The sequence below is a fragment of the Pararoseomonas sp. SCSIO 73927 genome, from assembly GCF_037040815.1.
In the GTDB taxonomy this organism is placed as follows: domain Bacteria; phylum Pseudomonadota; class Alphaproteobacteria; order Acetobacterales; family Acetobacteraceae; genus Roseomonas.
In genome coordinates this window covers 2,921,702-2,935,939 of sequence record NZ_CP146232.1, presented here as the reverse complement: position 1 = coordinate 2,935,939, position 14,238 = coordinate 2,921,702, and the positions used below count along the sequence as shown (strand labels likewise).

The following is a 14,238-nucleotide window of genomic DNA, read 5'->3' as shown; positions in this document are numbered from 1 at the left end:
CGCTCAGCGGAGTCCAACTGTGAAGAAGCACATCCCTCTTCTGTCCCTTGCGGCCGCGATTGCCGCATTGCCGACGACCTCTGATGCGGCCCGTACGCCGGATGTCGCGCCTGAGAGCAACGAGAGTCACCGCTCTGGCGTGTCCCGCATCATCCCGAACCAGATTGTGGTGTCCGGAGACGATCTCCTGGGCTTCCTTGTGACGCGCGCCGAGGACGGTACGGTTGTCGCCCAGCATTCATCGCACGTCTCCCACAGCTCCCACTCGTCGCATCGTTCCCACTACTCCAGCCGGTAGTCCCAACGTTGTCTGAGCTAGTGCTGACCTTCGCACCCGAGGCCCAACCGGAAGGGCCGCTTCGAGAAGCCGCATATCGCGTGGCAGCACTGGCTACCTGCCAGGTGGACTGGCTGGATGGCAGGTGGGCCTGTCGGCTCGAGGCGACTGCACACGGTCGCCGCAAGGGCCTCACGGATGAGACACTCCGTGCCCACTTCCTGGCAGTGCTGAATGACGAGAACCTACGAGCGCGGGTCGGGCGAGAAACGCAGGGCCTGCGCGATGTCATTGTCGCTCTAGCCTTCGGTGCTCTCGCGCGCGATGCGAAGGCATCGGCCAGCAGCTAGACCGTCACGCTTCTCGTCCAAGGACAGTCCTGGTGGCGCGCTTCCAGACCATTGATGCCTATGCCCCCGGCGATGGGCAACTCTCACTACTCCCGCTACGCTTCGAGAGGCTTTCCGCGGGACGGGTGGTCGTCGCCAATGCTGTCGGCGATCTCCTCGTCCTGAGCCAAGCGGAACTGGACCGTCTTGTCGCCCTGGCTCTGCGTCCCGGCGACGGCCTATACGAGCGCGCTACCGAGCGCCTCCTGGTTGCCCGCGAGGGGGCCAAGGCGCCACTGCAGCTCCTCGCACTTCGCCTTCGGAGCCGGATGGCGTTCCTAAGGGATGCGACGGCCCTCCACATCCTCGTGGTCACGCTCCGGTGCGAGCACTCCTGCCCCTATTGTCAGGTCTCCCGCCGGAACACGGGAGCCGAGCGCTACGACATGAGCGAGGAGACCGCTCTCCTCGCCCTTGAGGTCGCGATGGACTCCCCGTCGAAGGCGATCAAGGTGGAGTTCCAGGGTGGCGAGCCGCTTCTGAACTTCCCCTTGATCCGCTTCGCGGTAGAGGCCGCGGAGAGAATGGCAACGGTTCGGGGCAAGGTCGTCGAGTTCGTCATCGCGACCAATCTTGCTCTGCTCGACGATGAGATCCTGACTTTCTGCCGCGACCACCACATCCATCTCTCGACCTCCCTCGACGGTCCGGCCGATCTGCATAACCGCAATCGCCCCCGGCCTGGCGGGAACAGCCATGCACTTGCTGTCGCCGGTATCCAGAGAGTCCAGGAGGTTCTAGGACGCGATCGCGTCGGTGCCCTCATGACGACTACGGATGCATCCCTCGACCGGGTCGAGGAGATCATCGACGAATATGTCGGTCTCGGACTCGACGGGGTCTTCCTGCGCCCCCTATCTCCTTACGGCTTCGCGATGAAGACCCGGTGGTACGATGGGTACGACAGTGACCGTTGGCTTGCGTTCTACGAGCGCGGCCTCCGTCACATCCTCGACCTCAACCATCGGGGTATCCGCTTCCCCGAGTTCTACGCTTCCCTCCTCCTGCAGCGCATCCTGACCGATCAGCCGATCGGTTACGTGGACCTGCGTAGTCCGGCTGGCATCGGCATCGGCGCCCTTGTCTACAACTACGACGGCAAGGTCTTCGCGTCCGACGAGGGGCGCATGCTGGCCGAGATGGGAGACCGCACCTTTGAACTGGGGAAGCTGGGTGAAACCGACTACGCCTCCCTCGTGACCTCGGAGCGGTTGATCGACCTTGTCGGCGGTACCCTCTCCCAGACCTCGCCCGAGTGTGCCACCTGCGCCTATGAAGCCCATTGCGGCGCGGACCCCGTCTACCATCACGCAACCCAGGGCGACGCGGTCGGAATCAAGCCGCTATCGGGCTTCTGCGCCCGGCAGAAAGGCATCCTCCGTCTCCTCCTCGAGATCTTGGATCGCGGCGGGAAGGACGCCGCTGTCCTTCGGAGCTGGGTGTCCCGATGACTCCGCTTGCGCTACATGGAACTGGTCGATCGAACGGCTTCGCCGAAAGCTCCCGTCGGACGCTGCTGCGCCTTCGCCACCCCGGCGATGCTCCCACCCATGGAGCCGATTCAGCTCTGGTTCAGTCAGCCGAGCAGGCGGTGCTCGCCTCGTCGCAAGGCTTCGAGACATCGGTCGCGATTGACCTCGAGGAACGCGGATCCGGTGATAACGGGCGTCGTCTCTTCCTCGATGGCCGTTTCTCGCATCTATCTCCGGGCGACATCCTCGCACTCGATGTTCCTACTGGCCGTGTGCGTGTCCTGTGGCGCGCCAAGTCGCGGCATAATGCCTTCCTTGTCACGGAGCGCTGCGATCACCTCTGCCTTATGTGCTCGCAACCGCCTCGGAACGTGGATGATGGCTGGATCATCGACGAGATCCGCGACTGCCTGCCCCTGATCGATCCGGCGACGCAGACGGTCGGCTTCACGGGAGGCGAGACCCTGCTGGAAGCTGACCGCTTCATCTCCCTCCTAGGTGAGGTCGGCCGCGTCCTGCCGCGAGCGGGCGTGCACGTGCTGACGAACGGGCGTGCCTTCTCCCGCGCGGAGGTGGTCAAGGCCTGGGCGGCTCTCCGGCACCCCGATCTGTGGGCGGGTATCCCAATCTACTCGGCAGTGGACACGATCCACGATCATGTCGTCCAGTCCCGGGGCGCCTTCGACGAGACGGTCCTGGGGGTGCTTCGGATGAAGGACGCAGGCCAGCGCGTCGAAATCCGGGTCGTGCTCCATGCCCTTACCGCGCCACGCCTCGCGGAGACATGCGCATGGCTCGCACGGAACCTTCCGTTCGTCGATCACGTCGCCCTCATGGGGATGGAGGACACTGGCTTCGCGCTCGCGAACCATGCACGGCTCTGGATGGATCCGCTCGACTACGGACCTGCACTGACGGACGGCGTCGCAGTCCTGACCGAGGCCGGGATCCGAACTTCCATCTACAACCTGCCGCTCTGCGTCCTTCCCCAGCCGGTCCGGCCCTGGGCTGTTCGCTCCATCTCCGATTGGAAGAACGATCGGCCGGAGGTTTGCTCTCCCTGCACCGCGGCCGAACGTTGTGCAGGCTTCTTCACAACGGGGAAGACCAAGTTCAGTCGAGGTATCCAGCCCATCGTCAGTCAGGTGACTTCTTTTGTTTCGTGAAGAACGGCGAGGGCCAGCAACTGGTCGCAATGCGGGCAGGATCCGAATCCATGACTGGAAAGCGGTGTTCGTAACGTCTTGCTCGGACCGGCTCGGCTTGGCGCTGTATTCGGCGAGATAGCCTCAAGCAGCCCTGGTGCCTTGCAAGATGCTGCCAGCCCTCGCGGCCGGATCCGCTGCTGGCAGCAGAACGGGAGAGGGACCTCTGTAAGGGAAATGAATCGGCCGTGCTGCTGCTGCGCGACGCCCTCAATGGAGAAGGTAGCAACGTTGAGGATATCCTCGGCAACGTGGTCATCGTGGCCGCGGTGGACGAGGCTCTCGACCTGCTACTTTATGGTCCAGCAGTAATGGGGAGCGTCGCGAATGGCGTCATCTAGCGCACCATTGCAGCCGCAGCCACGATGGGCCGAATTGCGCGACGTCGAACCCATCGAGCCGCATGGCATTCGACGCGATCATATTCAGGGAGGAGGGAGCATAATGCTGGGTTCGCACAACACCCATCTCGAGCATTTCCTTCGCAACAAGGCGAAGGACGGGGAGAAGGCCCTAGCCACAATGCCAGGCTGGATTGGCGATGTGATGGGACAGGGCAAGAATACCCAGCATAACGGAGCATTCCTGCTTACCGATCAGCGGGTAGCTTTTGTGAGGAAAGGATTCTTTGGGGAGGTGTTCGAGACCATTCCCCTGGACAAAATCACATCGGTCGAGACGCGCTCCTTTATGGGGCACAGGGTGCTCACCTGTCATACTTCCCACGACGAGCTGCGCTTCAAGTCATTCGAGGCGAAGGCAGTTTTTGATGAGGTCCACCGCATGGTCGAGGATCTCCGGCAACCCAAAGCAACCACGCCAACTTCGGCACCGCCGTCAGGCCTAACCACTGACCTTCCAAGTCAGATTCAGCAACTCGCTAATCTTCGGGCTGCAGGCGTGTTGACCGACGACGAGTTCGAGCGCGCGAAGGCTCGCCTTCTCGGCGGCTAAGCTCACGATCTTTCGGGGGCGACCTCCTCACGCTTCAGATGCATGTTCGGAAGATGCCTCCGTATTGCTGAGACGAGGACGCCGCGCCCGAATGATTGGACCATCGGGGCGGTCCGCCGTCTCGTAACGACGAACCTCGTCCTGGCTGTTCGCCCTGCCGCCGTACGAAGCCGTTACTTGCTCAACGCGTCTCGCCACCTCCTATCATGGTCACCGGCCTCTAGCGAAGGATGGAACTATGCACCCATCCCAGGATCTCGCCACCCGGGTCGGCTACCCGTCGCCAGCTTCCCTCCTGGCCCACTACCTGCAGCCGGGCACCAGCATCGAGGACGCGGACGATCGATCCGGACATGGACGCCGACGACCGGACGTTGGCGCCGGTTGTCGTGATGACCTCCCCCGGCGAGGGAGAACTCGGGGGCGCGGGCGAAGGAGCAACCCTCCCTGTTGCCGCGGCAGCGGGAGTCACCGTGGCGGGGATCGACGGTGTCGCCGAGCGCTGGACCTCTGGGGCGCGGTAGCCCGACTGGACCGCCGTGGCCGGAGCCTGAGATGGCAGGTGCTCGGGCTTCAGCACGATGTAGGTGACCAGCGCCGCCACCCCGACCAGGGCATAGACGCCGACCGGGCTTCGCCTGGTCGATGGTGGGGAGGGCGGGGGAGGCGCGGCCACCTGAGGTGTGGCCCGCACCGCCACGGCAGGCTTGGCAGGCCGAGTTCGAGGCATATGGGTCCTGTAGGTCAGTCCCGTCCCGAACAAGTTGTAGGTGGTGGTGTAGCCACGCTTGCTGACGTTGACCCGTGCGCCACGGCCGCCGAAGGACCAACTCGTGATGCCCTTCGATCCCACGTTCACCCGTACCCCGGGCAGGATCTTGAACGACTTCCTGAAGCGCCAGCCCATACGGTTCCTCCGTTGCGAGGTCAGCACGTGCCCCTGGGCGTGACAAGAAGGGCCGCGGTCCGGCGCTCCGCGATGTGACACCCCGGTCCTCTGGAGATCACCCGCCGTTCCACTGCCGACTTATTGCGGAGGTGCGTCGAGCGTCTATCCTGCCCGTCCCCCGGCAGGATTCCCCATGAGCTTCTCGGACCAGATCCCCTTCGTCCCCCCCAGCCTGATCGAGAATCCCGAGCCGAGGTGCCCCTGCCTCCTGCTCCTCGACACCTCCGGCTCCATGAACGGCAGGCCGATCACGGCCCTGAACGACGGCCTCAGGACCTTCAAGGAGGAACTCACCGGCGACGCCATGGCCTCCCAGCGGGTGGAGGTCGCCATGATGACCTTCGGGCCGGTCAACGTGCTCTCGGACTTCGAGACCGCCGACCTCTTCCAGCCGCCCACCCTGCACGCCGGGGGCGACACCCCCATGGGGTCGGCCATCATGCAGGGCCTCGACATGCTCGAGACCCGCAAGGCCGTCTACAAGCAGGCGGGCGTGGCCTACTACCGTCCCTGGGTCTTCCTGATCACCGACGGGGCGCCGACGGACCACTACGCCGCAGCCGCCGAGCGCGTGCGCCAGGGCGACAGCCCAGAGCGGAAGGCCTTCTCCTTCTTCGCGGTTGGCGTCGAGGGTGCCGACATGGGCAAGCTCGGGCAGATCTGCAGCCCGAACCGTCCGCCCCTGAAGCTCCAGGGCCTCAGCTTCCGCGAGCTGTTCACCTGGCTGTCCAGCTCCCTCGGCGGTGTCGCGCGGTCCCAGCCGGGCCAGCTCGTCGCCCTGCCGCCGCCCTCCGGGTGGTCCGCGGTGTGACCACCGGGCGGAACTGGCGGACCGCCTACGCCTCCTCGATCGGCACCTCGCACCAGAAGAACGGCACCCCCTGCCAAGACGCAGGGGGCTGCCGCGTGGTGACGGGGGCCGACGGGACGGAGGTCCTGGTCGTCGCAGTGAGCGACGGGGCGGGCACGGCCAAGCGGTCCGATGTCGGGTCAGCGCTGGTCGTGGAGAGCTTCCTGGGGCGGTTCGCGGAGGCCGCGGCGGCGTCGCCCGACCTAAAGGCCATCGACCGCGACTTCGTGGACGAGTGGTTCGACGACGTCAGGGACGCGATCGGTGCCCGTGCCGCCCAGGATGGTGCCGAGCCGAACGACTACGCCTGTACCCTGCTCGGCGCCGTGGTCGGTCCTGACGCGGCGGCCTACGTCCAGATCGGGGACGGCGCCATCGTGGTCTCCAGCGATGAGGCTTCCGGGTACTCCTGGATCTTCTGGCCCCAGCACGGCGAGTACGCGAACAGCACGTACTTCATCACCCAGGACGGGGCGGAGCGCGTCCTACAGTTCGACGTCCAGCCCGCCATGGACGAGATCGCCCTGTTCTCGGATGGCATCGAGCGCCTCGTGCTCGACATGTCGGCCAGGACCGTCCACGGCCCGGCCTTCCGGCCCATCTTCGAGTGGCTGGCAGGCACCGAGCCGGACAGGTCAGGAGCACCGGCACCGGGGCTGGTGGCCTATCTCGGGTCGGACCACGTCAACCGCCGGACGGACGACGACAAGACCCTGGTCATGGCCACCCGGGCACTGCCGCCCGCCAAGGCCGCCACCGCGTGACACCGGGCCGCCTGCTCGATGCCCGGGGCAATCCCATCACCCTGGGCAAGGAACTCGGCCGCGGTGGCGAGGGGGCCGTCTTCGACGTCGTCGGCCAGCCTGACGCGGTCGCCAAGGTCTACCTCAAACCGCCCAGTAGCCAGCACGCGGCCAAGCTCTCCGCCATGGCAGGGATGGCGACCCCTCCGCTCCTGAAGATCGCTGCATGGCCAACAGGCACCCTGCACGACCCGTCGGGAACGGTCGCGGGCTTCACCATGCCCAAGGTCGGCGGACATGAGCCGGTCTTCAAGCTGTACGGTCCCAAGCTCCGCCTGCAGGAGTTCCCGACCGCCGACTGGCGATTCCTGATCCACGCGGCCGCCAACACCGCGCGCTCCTTCTCGACCGTGCATGCGGCGGGGCTGGTCATCGGCGACGTGAACCACGGCAACCTAGTCGTCGGTCAGGACGCCACGGTGCGGATGATCGACTGCGACAGCTTCCAGGTCACCCAGGGCGGGAAGACGTGGTACTGCGAGGTGGGCGTCGGCACACACCAGCCGCCGGAGATGCAGGCCCGCACCAGCTACGCCGGGGTGACCAGGACGCCGAACCAGGACAGCTTCGGCCTGGCCGTCATCATCTTCCAGCTGCTCTGCATCGCCCGCCACCCCTTCGCGGGCCGCTACAAGGGGGCTGGCGAGCCTCCCTCGATCGAAGACGCCATCCAGGCATCTCGCTACGCATACTCGCGGGACCGGTCCCGGACGGCCATGGAGCCTCCTCCGGGCAGCCTACCGATCGATGCGCTGACGCCGACCATCCAGGACCTGTTCGAGAAGGCCTTTGCCCCCGAGGCGGTCCGCGGCGGGCGCCCCGACGCGGACCGCTGGGTGACCGCCCTGGGCGAACTGGCGTCCGACCTGAAGTCATGCGCTGCCAATGGTGCCCATTTCTACCGGAAGGGCCTGAGCGCCTGCCCCTGGTGCGCCATCGAGAATGCCAGCGGGATCACGCTGTTCCCCGTCGTGTTCAAGCCCGGGGCGACGGTCGGCGCCACCGGCATGGCCGCCCTCTGGCAGCAGGTGTCGAATGTCCCTGATCCGCCATCCCTGGGACATTGTCCACCTCCACCCGGCGCAGCCCCGTCTCCATCCAGTCCGGCCCAGGCACTGGCTGGAGTCGGGGGCAGCCTCAAGACGGCGGCCTGGGCGTCCGTCGGCGGGAGCCTGCTCGCCGCCCTCACCATCGCGCCTCCCGATCTCCGCGCCCTGATGGTGCCCGCCATCGGCGTGCTGGCCTTCATCATCCACCGCAATGGCGGGACGACCCGCCAGAACCCGTTCCAGCAGAAGCTGACTGCCGTGAAGCGGGACTGGGAAGCGCTCCAGCGGGCCTGGATCGCTCCCCTTCCGGGACCGGGTGCTGCCGAGATCCGGGCAGGCCTGCAGCGCCTCAAGGCGCAGCACGATGCCCTGCCGGACGAGCGGGCCAGGCGCCTGCAGAAGCTGAACGAGCAGCGGCGGCAGAAGCAGCTCGAGGACCACCTCGACCACTTCTCGCTGGCCAACGCCAAGGTGCCGGGGATCGGTCCGACGCGGGTGGCCACCCTGGCCAGCCACGGCATCGACACGGCGAGCGACATCGTCAGCCAGCGTCTGCTCGCCGTGCCCGGGTTCGGCCCCGCGACAGTCTCGAAGCTCCTGGCCTGGCGCAAGATGCACGAAATGACCTTCCGCTTCGACCCGAGCCGGGGCGTGTCCCCGTCCGAGATCGCCGTGGTCGAGCGCGACATCGCCACGCAGAGGACGAAGCTGGAGCGGGAGGTCGCGACAGGACTGGCCCGCTTGCGGGCAGCGGTGGCCTCCCACACGACCAGACGGCAGGCCCTCGAAGGACGGGCAGCGGAACTGCGCCCACAGTACGCCCAGGCCTTGGCCGACGCTGCCGTCGTGCCCGAGGATCGGACGACCCACAAGCGGCTGCTCGCCATGTCCGGGGCGGCTGCCGCCCTGGCGCTCGTCACGGGAATCGGAGGGTCGCCATCCACCTCCGGCTACAGTCCACCCCAGGTGGCGACGGTCAGGCCAGCGGCCCCCGTCGCGATGCCATCGCCCTCGCCGCCGCCTTCAGCACCCACTCAGCAGCTTCAGGTCGCGCGTCCCGCTCCGGTGGAACGCGCGCCCCAGGTGACGGAGCCTGCGCGCCCCGCGCAGCCATGGAGGACCGAGCCGGTCGAGGCACCTCCGCCTGTGGCCGGTCCCCCTGTTCCTCAGATCTCCAACCCGGCATCGGCGGCGTCGAGGCCGGGGAATGCCGTCGAGCACGTCGTCATGAAGCAGGCCGGATATGTCCGGGCGGGATCGAGCGGGACGGCAGCCGTGGTTCGGACCGCGCCGAGTGGGGCCAGGTTACGGGTCTTCTCCCGGAGCAGTGGATGGGTCCAGGTCGGAGAGGAAGAACCGTGGGGATGGGTGTACTCGGGCCTCGTCGACGCCGCTCCCTAGATAGCGTCGACGACGCTGACGATGCCATCAGGAAGCCGGTGGCGTCTCAGTTCGGTGCTGCATCCGGCGGCAGCGCGACAGACAGCCTGATGCCTCGCAGGATCCCTGCATCTCCAGCGGAAGGGTCGGCTGGCAGCACCAGGACAGGGGAAGCCTCGCCCATCCCAGCCAGCACCTCCGGCAAGGCGATGGCCGCGATCAGACCCCTCGCGTAGCGGATCTCCTCGTCCTCCTCCTGGATGCCCGCGCCGAACGCCAACGTTGCGGCTCCACGTAGCTCGGGTACGGCCGTCGGGTCCGAGGCGACCTCGAAGCCTCGAATGGACAGGCTGGCCCCCTTCTTCTCGGCGACCCAACCGACGCTACCGGCGTCGTTCTCCCGCCGGGCCTCGATCCAGAACAGCGGCGGCAGGACGTCCAGCACAGCAGGTGAGCGCGATACATCAGAGGTGCCCAGCCCGCGTGCCAAGGCAGCAATCTCGTCGTCGACTGCCACTGCAGGCGCCCCTTCCGAACGCAGACGCCGTGCAGCACGCCGGACATCCATCGGCGCATGCTCGCCGACCATGGCGGACAGGAGGCTGCCCTCGGGAAACGTCGGTCTCGGTGCCGTCCGCATCGTGTCTCTCCTCCATCACCTCTACCAGCGACGATGCATGTGGCTGAGACCGGAGAACGAGATTCTGTCAACAGTGCTGAGCGGTTGGGCCTGGCTGGGCCGACCCCAACAGCACTGTTGTGCACCCCAAGAATGTGGATATTAGAGGCGTCGGCCCCCGTTCAGCGGGGTTCCGACGGCTGAGGTTCGGACCTCCCGTCGTGCACGTACACGAGGAGATCCATCATGATCCGCTTGCTTTCCGCTCCGCCGCCCGATCCGCGCGTCGCCCTCACGCCCCCGGTGCTTCCGACTGCTCCGCGCAGCGCCGCCACGATCCAGACGGATCCCGGCGGGATGCGCGCAAGCCGGAAGACGAAGGCCGCCGTGGCCGACATCGCCGAGCACCTGTATCCGGCCATGCGCTGCACCGAATGGTGGTGTGACGAGGAGCAGGCCCGCTGCGTCTGGTCCTCGGCGACGGCAGCCGAGCTTCTGCGCCGCCGCGGTCTCCGTGCACGTGTCGTGTACGGTGCGTGCCTGGTCGTCCTGCTCGACGCCGATGGGAAGCCGATCTGGCGTGCGGGAAACCTCGGCCTCGGCCTGCCCGACCCCCGTATCGACCACCCGGGGCTGCATGCCATGGTCGAGATCGCCGACGCGAACGGTCCGCTGCTGCTGGATCTCAATCTCTGGCAGACGCAGCGGCCCCGCTTCCCCGAGATGCCGGACGGAGCGCTTGTCGGCAAGGATCTCGATCGGCGGATCGATGCTTATCCCGCGTACCGTGTGAGCGGGGTCCTTCCGCGTGACGCCCACGGCTATCGGGTGCACCTGCTGACCGTCCCCAGCCGTCCCTGGAAGCGCGGAGACTACGGAGACCTGCAGCACGGCCGTGCCACCAAGGTGGCCGACATCGTTGAGGTGCGTATCCGGGCGGCCTGGAATGCACAGGCGGCGTAGCGCCGACGATCGGCGCCCGCCTAGTCTGCCTGACGAGGACATACGGCAGACCAGTCCAGCAGAATCCCGGATCGGCCCCGCTTAGGGCGGAGACCTGATCCGGGTTGTCTAGCCGTGAGCCTTTACCCTGATCGGGAGAATGCCTCGCCTCAGGTCCAGTCGCGGCGGTACCAGGGCTTCGGTTCGGGCGCGGTGACACGGCCGATAAGGAAGCACAGCACGCCAACGAGGCCGACCGTTACGAGCGGGTAGCCGCGCACCACGCTGGACGCGCTCTCCGCGCCCGAGGCGACCACGTCCCGCGCATGGCTGCCGTACTCGGATGCCTTCCGGCCAACCTGATCCAGCAGCGGACCGGCGCCTCCTTCCATGGCGCGGCTGGCGCGCTGGCCCAGGTCGGAGACCTTCTCCGACACAGCCTCGGCGGCGTCGCTCGCCGCGTCCCTGGCGCCGCCGACCGTGTTGCGGACCGTGCCGACCACCTTGTCCTTGGTGCCCTCGGCCTGGAGCTTGGCATCACCCGTGACGTCGCCCGCGGCCGACTTCACGGTGCCCACGGCCTTGTCGGCCATGCCGCCGATACGATCCTCGTCCATACTCCCGGTCTCCCATCCATCCTCGACAGCAGGTGGCCACGATCGGCCGAGGCACCCGCCAGCCGCTGCGCGGCTGCCTCCCGCGAGCGCATATCGGCCGCACAAGTTGCCTCAGTCGTCTTGGCTGGGTCTGGCCGAGAGCAGACTGGCCGCTTCGTCGCGTATGAAAGACCGAAGCGGACTCGAGCGGCCAAAAGCACTTCGACATCCTTCCACCCGACGCCGTCGTGCGGAGGTAATGTCGACAGGCTCGAAGGCAGGCGTTCGGCCAGAAGCAGCTGCACATTATGCAGCCGAGCCGCATTCCGAGCCGAAGCTCTCACCATACCTTTCGAGTCAGACCTCGTATGTCGTCTAGTTTCAGCCTCGCTTTTCCGCGGGGATCACTGGCGAAGTGAATGGCGAGTTCACGTCGGCGTCTCCGGCTCGTTCTTAATGCCTTCCTCGATATTTTTTCTCTCCTTGAGGATCTGCGCATCCACCTTCGCCAATTGATCCTGGACGGCCTGTCCAGATCCACCGAGCGCCTCGGCCATACTCGCGACATCGGCTGGCCGCCGCCTAAGGAGAGTGTCGACGGCCATCGTCGCCTCGTCGAGCGGGAAAGCTACCTGTTCTAACTCTAGATGGTGCGAGACAACGCGGAATTGGGCTGGCTCTTCCAACTGGGCGATCAGATCTTTTGGCGCCGGACGATCGCCGGACCATATAGGGGCGACGCTAACGCGGTTCTGCAATCTGATATTGTCTGGGAACTGGTGGGTATGAGACACCCTGAACCATCCGTCCTCGAAGAACCGTGTCAGGGCCGACCAGTCGTAGACGTAGATGCCGTCAATGCCGCCTGGGATGCAGTAGGTCTCGTTCTCCAGGATGCAGTGGATGACCTCCTTCCCGGCCGCATTAGCACCGAAGGTGCCGATGAGGATATCCGGCCATTTAGCAAGCGCGTTCCGCAGCCTTTCAACCTGTTTTATGTCGGAGACGATTTCCTGGAAGAAGTGGTGAGCCTGGATCGGATCGTTACCGGATAGGCCGTGGTTCTTACACTCGAAGTGAAAGATGTGGTCACCCCAGGGGAACACAACGTCATAGTCGTATTCCTCGCCGCCACGCTTGACCTTGATATTCCTCGCGTCGAAGCCCTTCCCTTTAAGGAAGGTTAGTACGCGTTTCTCAAACGCGGCGCCCTTGCGCCGGAGCTGGACCTTTCTAGAAGCAAGCAGTGACGGGACAATCTTGGCCATGCGAGGGGCTGACAGCGCTGGGCCAATGAGCAGCCAGTCTGTAGCGGTACGCACGATGGGCGCGTCAAAGAGATCGCGCGAGGAACGGCCGAAACTGACCGCGTCGAGAAAAGTTGCGGCTTCGGAAGAAGAAAGGGACGCGCGCGTAAGTATATCGGTCAAGGTCTCTTCTGGCACGCGGATGAGCTTGGGAGGCGTGCTCTCGGTAAGAGCCGAGGCGAGAGAGGCTAAACAAGCGTAGCCGCGGACCCACTGGACGAGCCGGAGACCACCCGGACGCTCGGTGTCGCCAACAATTTCGTAGCCGACTGTATCACTGAGCGAGAGACTGTTGGTCAACTCTTCGGATGAGATCCATTCGGTGGGGGCTGCGGCAATTGTCCCCTCGATACCCTTGCAGACGTTGGAGAGGTCGGAAGTGTTATGAAGTGCCGCGATCGCGATAGCTTCCCGGTCGATTGTTCTGGCATTGGCGATGTAGTCCAGCGTATCGCGACTTGGCTCCCGCTCATAAACGAGCTTGATTGATGGCGGGGCCTCGCTGGGGAGGTTTCCGCCCTCGAGAACTTCGATATCGGTGAGGCCGTAGCGGGCAGTCTCGTGCATCCTCGTCCACCTGATCCAGGAGGCCGAAAGCGCTTCACTCTGACCTGCGAGCATGATGTCATTGTTATCTACCAAAGGTAGGTCCGGCAGGATAAGATGCCCATCTGCGTCGAACCAACCGTTGGCGTAACCTTCCATGGACAGCGTGCCGCCGAGTGACACGACCATGTTGGTCACCACGTCGTCAGCATGGAAGATCCGGCCTGTTGCGTCCTGCAACACTGGGCCGCCCGGCATCATTATTCCCCTAGTCGCGTGCACGGCAGCGTGCAAGTCGGCCATGAGAGCAGCGAGATTGACTTCCATACGGCTTACAACCGCTGCCGCGCGTATTTCCGGCGGGTTCTTGGAAAACGGCATGCGCGACAGGCAAGCGAGAATCCGATGGTGCCCGTCTTCGGCCACACGCAAGAGCCTCAACGCCTGATCGAGAATGACAAGGTCGGCTGCGGGATGGTGATCGGCCAAATAGCTGCGAAGATCGCTTAGGAACACGTCACGCTCTGTTTGGGCCGCAGCGTCGGAGCGCTGCAAGATGAGAGTCCCGGAAAACCTCACAAGGTGGGCCAATTGGTCGATGTGCGCCTGAGTGAGCTCTAAAGTCCTTAGATGCGCGAGGAGGGGGGCGGACTTCCTCGTCCTGGCTGCTGCGCTAAAAATGGACTCTCGGACCATCGATTTTTTGTCTTCCTTGCTTAGCCGCGGTATCTGTAGCGCAACTCTGGCTTGCTTGCGATATAGCTCGAGTTGGGAGGGGCGTGCATGACGCCGTTCCTTGGAGCACTCGACTGTTCCATCCTAGCTCAACGTTACCGTCTGCATCGATGCGCGCGCGCTGAGCCACGCCTCCCCGATCGTAAAATCACCTCCAATGGCCAA

The 14,238-nt window shown here is 65.3% G+C and carries 13 protein-coding genes; 9 read left to right on the top strand and 4 right to left on the bottom strand.

The window, feature by feature from the left end:
* Nucleotides 1-19 precede the first annotated feature (19 nt).
* From hxsA2 to VQH23_RS13705, 5 genes are all read left to right on the top strand, one after another.
* Nucleotides 20-298 (top strand): His-Xaa-Ser repeat protein HxsA2, encoded by a 279-nt coding sequence (gene hxsA2 / locus VQH23_RS26620; RefSeq protein ID WP_408904209.1) that lies wholly within the window; start codon nt 20-22, stop codon nt 296-298.
* A gap of 361 nt (nt 299-659) precedes the next feature.
* Complete coding sequence (hxsB, locus tag VQH23_RS13720; RefSeq protein ID WP_338661296.1) at nt 660-2,117, top strand: His-Xaa-Ser system radical SAM maturase HxsB; 1,458 nt, start codon at nt 660-662, stop codon at nt 2,115-2,117.
* On the top strand, nt 2,114-3,304 hold the full coding sequence (gene hxsC / locus VQH23_RS13715) for a His-Xaa-Ser system radical SAM maturase HxsC (protein ID WP_338661295.1): 1,191 nt from the start codon (nt 2,114-2,116) through the stop codon (nt 3,302-3,304). The genes hxsB and hxsC overlap by 4 nt, the downstream gene beginning before the upstream one ends.
* A 227-nt stretch (nt 3,305-3,531) precedes the next feature.
* Entirely contained in the window at nt 3,532-3,684 is a 153-nt protein-coding gene (locus VQH23_RS13710; protein WP_338661294.1) for a hypothetical protein, read from the top strand.
* Between the two features lie 103 nt (nt 3,685-3,787).
* Nucleotides 3,788-4,297, top strand: a complete 510-nt coding sequence (locus VQH23_RS13705; RefSeq protein ID WP_338661293.1) for an SHOCT domain-containing protein — start codon at nt 3,788-3,790, stop codon at nt 4,295-4,297.
* A 220-nt stretch (nt 4,298-4,517) separates the two neighbouring features.
* Here the strand turns inward: VQH23_RS13705 and VQH23_RS26615 are convergent, their stop codons facing one another.
* Entirely contained in the window at nt 4,518-5,204 is a 687-nt protein-coding gene (locus VQH23_RS26615; protein WP_408904208.1) for a DUF4236 domain-containing protein, read from the bottom strand.
* Between the two features lie 175 nt (nt 5,205-5,379).
* Between VQH23_RS26615 and VQH23_RS13700 the strand changes: the two genes are divergently transcribed.
* Genes VQH23_RS13700 through VQH23_RS13690 form a run of 3 tightly spaced genes read left to right on the top strand, consistent with a single transcriptional unit; the run spans nt 5,380 to nt 9,349 of the window.
* Entirely contained in the window at nt 5,380-6,057 is a 678-nt protein-coding gene (locus VQH23_RS13700; protein WP_338661292.1) for a VWA domain-containing protein, read from the top strand.
* Nucleotides 6,054-6,860 carry a PP2C family serine/threonine-protein phosphatase gene (locus tag VQH23_RS13695; protein WP_338661291.1) on the top strand — a complete coding sequence of 269 codons (807 nt, stop codon included), beginning with the start codon at nt 6,054-6,056 and terminating at the stop codon, nt 6,858-6,860. The genes VQH23_RS13700 and VQH23_RS13695 overlap by 4 nt, the downstream gene beginning before the upstream one ends.
* The gene (locus tag VQH23_RS13690) at nt 6,857-9,349 is read left to right on the top strand and encodes an SH3 domain-containing protein (protein WP_338661290.1); all 2,493 of its coding nucleotides are present in this window, start codon (nt 6,857-6,859) and stop codon (nt 9,347-9,349) included. Before VQH23_RS13695 ends, VQH23_RS13690 begins: the two co-directional genes overlap by 4 nt.
* Before the next feature lie 46 nt (nt 9,350-9,395).
* On the opposite strand, the gene VQH23_RS13685 is transcribed toward VQH23_RS13690, so the two are convergent.
* On the bottom strand, nt 9,396-9,968 hold the full coding sequence (locus VQH23_RS13685; RefSeq protein WP_338661289.1) for a hypothetical protein: 573 nt from the start codon (nt 9,966-9,968) through the stop codon (nt 9,396-9,398).
* Between the two features lie 225 nt (nt 9,969-10,193).
* Between VQH23_RS13685 and VQH23_RS13680 the strand changes: the two genes are divergently transcribed.
* The gene (locus VQH23_RS13680; RefSeq protein ID WP_338661288.1) at nt 10,194-10,910 is read left to right on the top strand and encodes a hypothetical protein; all 717 of its coding nucleotides are present in this window, start codon (nt 10,194-10,196) and stop codon (nt 10,908-10,910) included.
* 149 nt (nt 10,911-11,059) lie between these two features.
* Here the strand turns inward: VQH23_RS13680 and VQH23_RS13675 are convergent, their stop codons facing one another.
* Both VQH23_RS13675 and VQH23_RS13670 read right to left on the bottom strand, forming a co-directional pair.
* Nucleotides 11,060-11,506, bottom strand: a complete 447-nt coding sequence (locus VQH23_RS13675) for a CsbD family protein (RefSeq protein ID WP_338661287.1) — start codon at nt 11,504-11,506, stop codon at nt 11,060-11,062.
* A gap of 407 nt (nt 11,507-11,913) precedes the next feature.
* Nucleotides 11,914-13,893 carry a nuclease-related domain-containing protein gene (locus VQH23_RS13670; protein ID WP_338661286.1) on the bottom strand — a complete coding sequence of 660 codons (1,980 nt, stop codon included), beginning with the start codon at nt 13,891-13,893 and terminating at the stop codon, nt 11,914-11,916.
* Nucleotides 13,894-14,238: the final 345 nt, after the last annotated feature.

Excerpts from the sequence above, each read along its gene's own strand:
- hxsC (WP_338661295.1), top strand. The coding sequence starts at position 2,114 with ATGACTCCGCTTGCGCTACATGGAACTGGTCGATCGAACGGCTTCGCC.
- VQH23_RS13705 (WP_338661293.1), top strand. The coding sequence starts at position 3,788 with ATGCTGGGTTCGCACAACACCCATCTCGAGCATTTCCTTCGCAACAAG.
- VQH23_RS26615 (WP_408904208.1), bottom strand. The coding sequence starts at position 5,204 with ATGGGCTGGCGCTTCAGGAAGTCGTTCAAGATCCTGCCCGGGGTACGG.
- VQH23_RS13700 (WP_338661292.1), top strand. The coding sequence starts at position 5,380 with ATGAGCTTCTCGGACCAGATCCCCTTCGTCCCCCCCAGCCTGATCGAG.
- VQH23_RS13685 (WP_338661289.1), bottom strand. The coding sequence starts at position 9,968 with ATGCGGACGGCACCGAGACCGACGTTTCCCGAGGGCAGCCTCCTGTCC.
- VQH23_RS13680 (WP_338661288.1), top strand. The coding sequence starts at position 10,194 with ATGATCCGCTTGCTTTCCGCTCCGCCGCCCGATCCGCGCGTCGCCCTC.
- VQH23_RS13675 (WP_338661287.1), bottom strand. The coding sequence starts at position 11,506 with ATGGACGAGGATCGTATCGGCGGCATGGCCGACAAGGCCGTGGGCACC.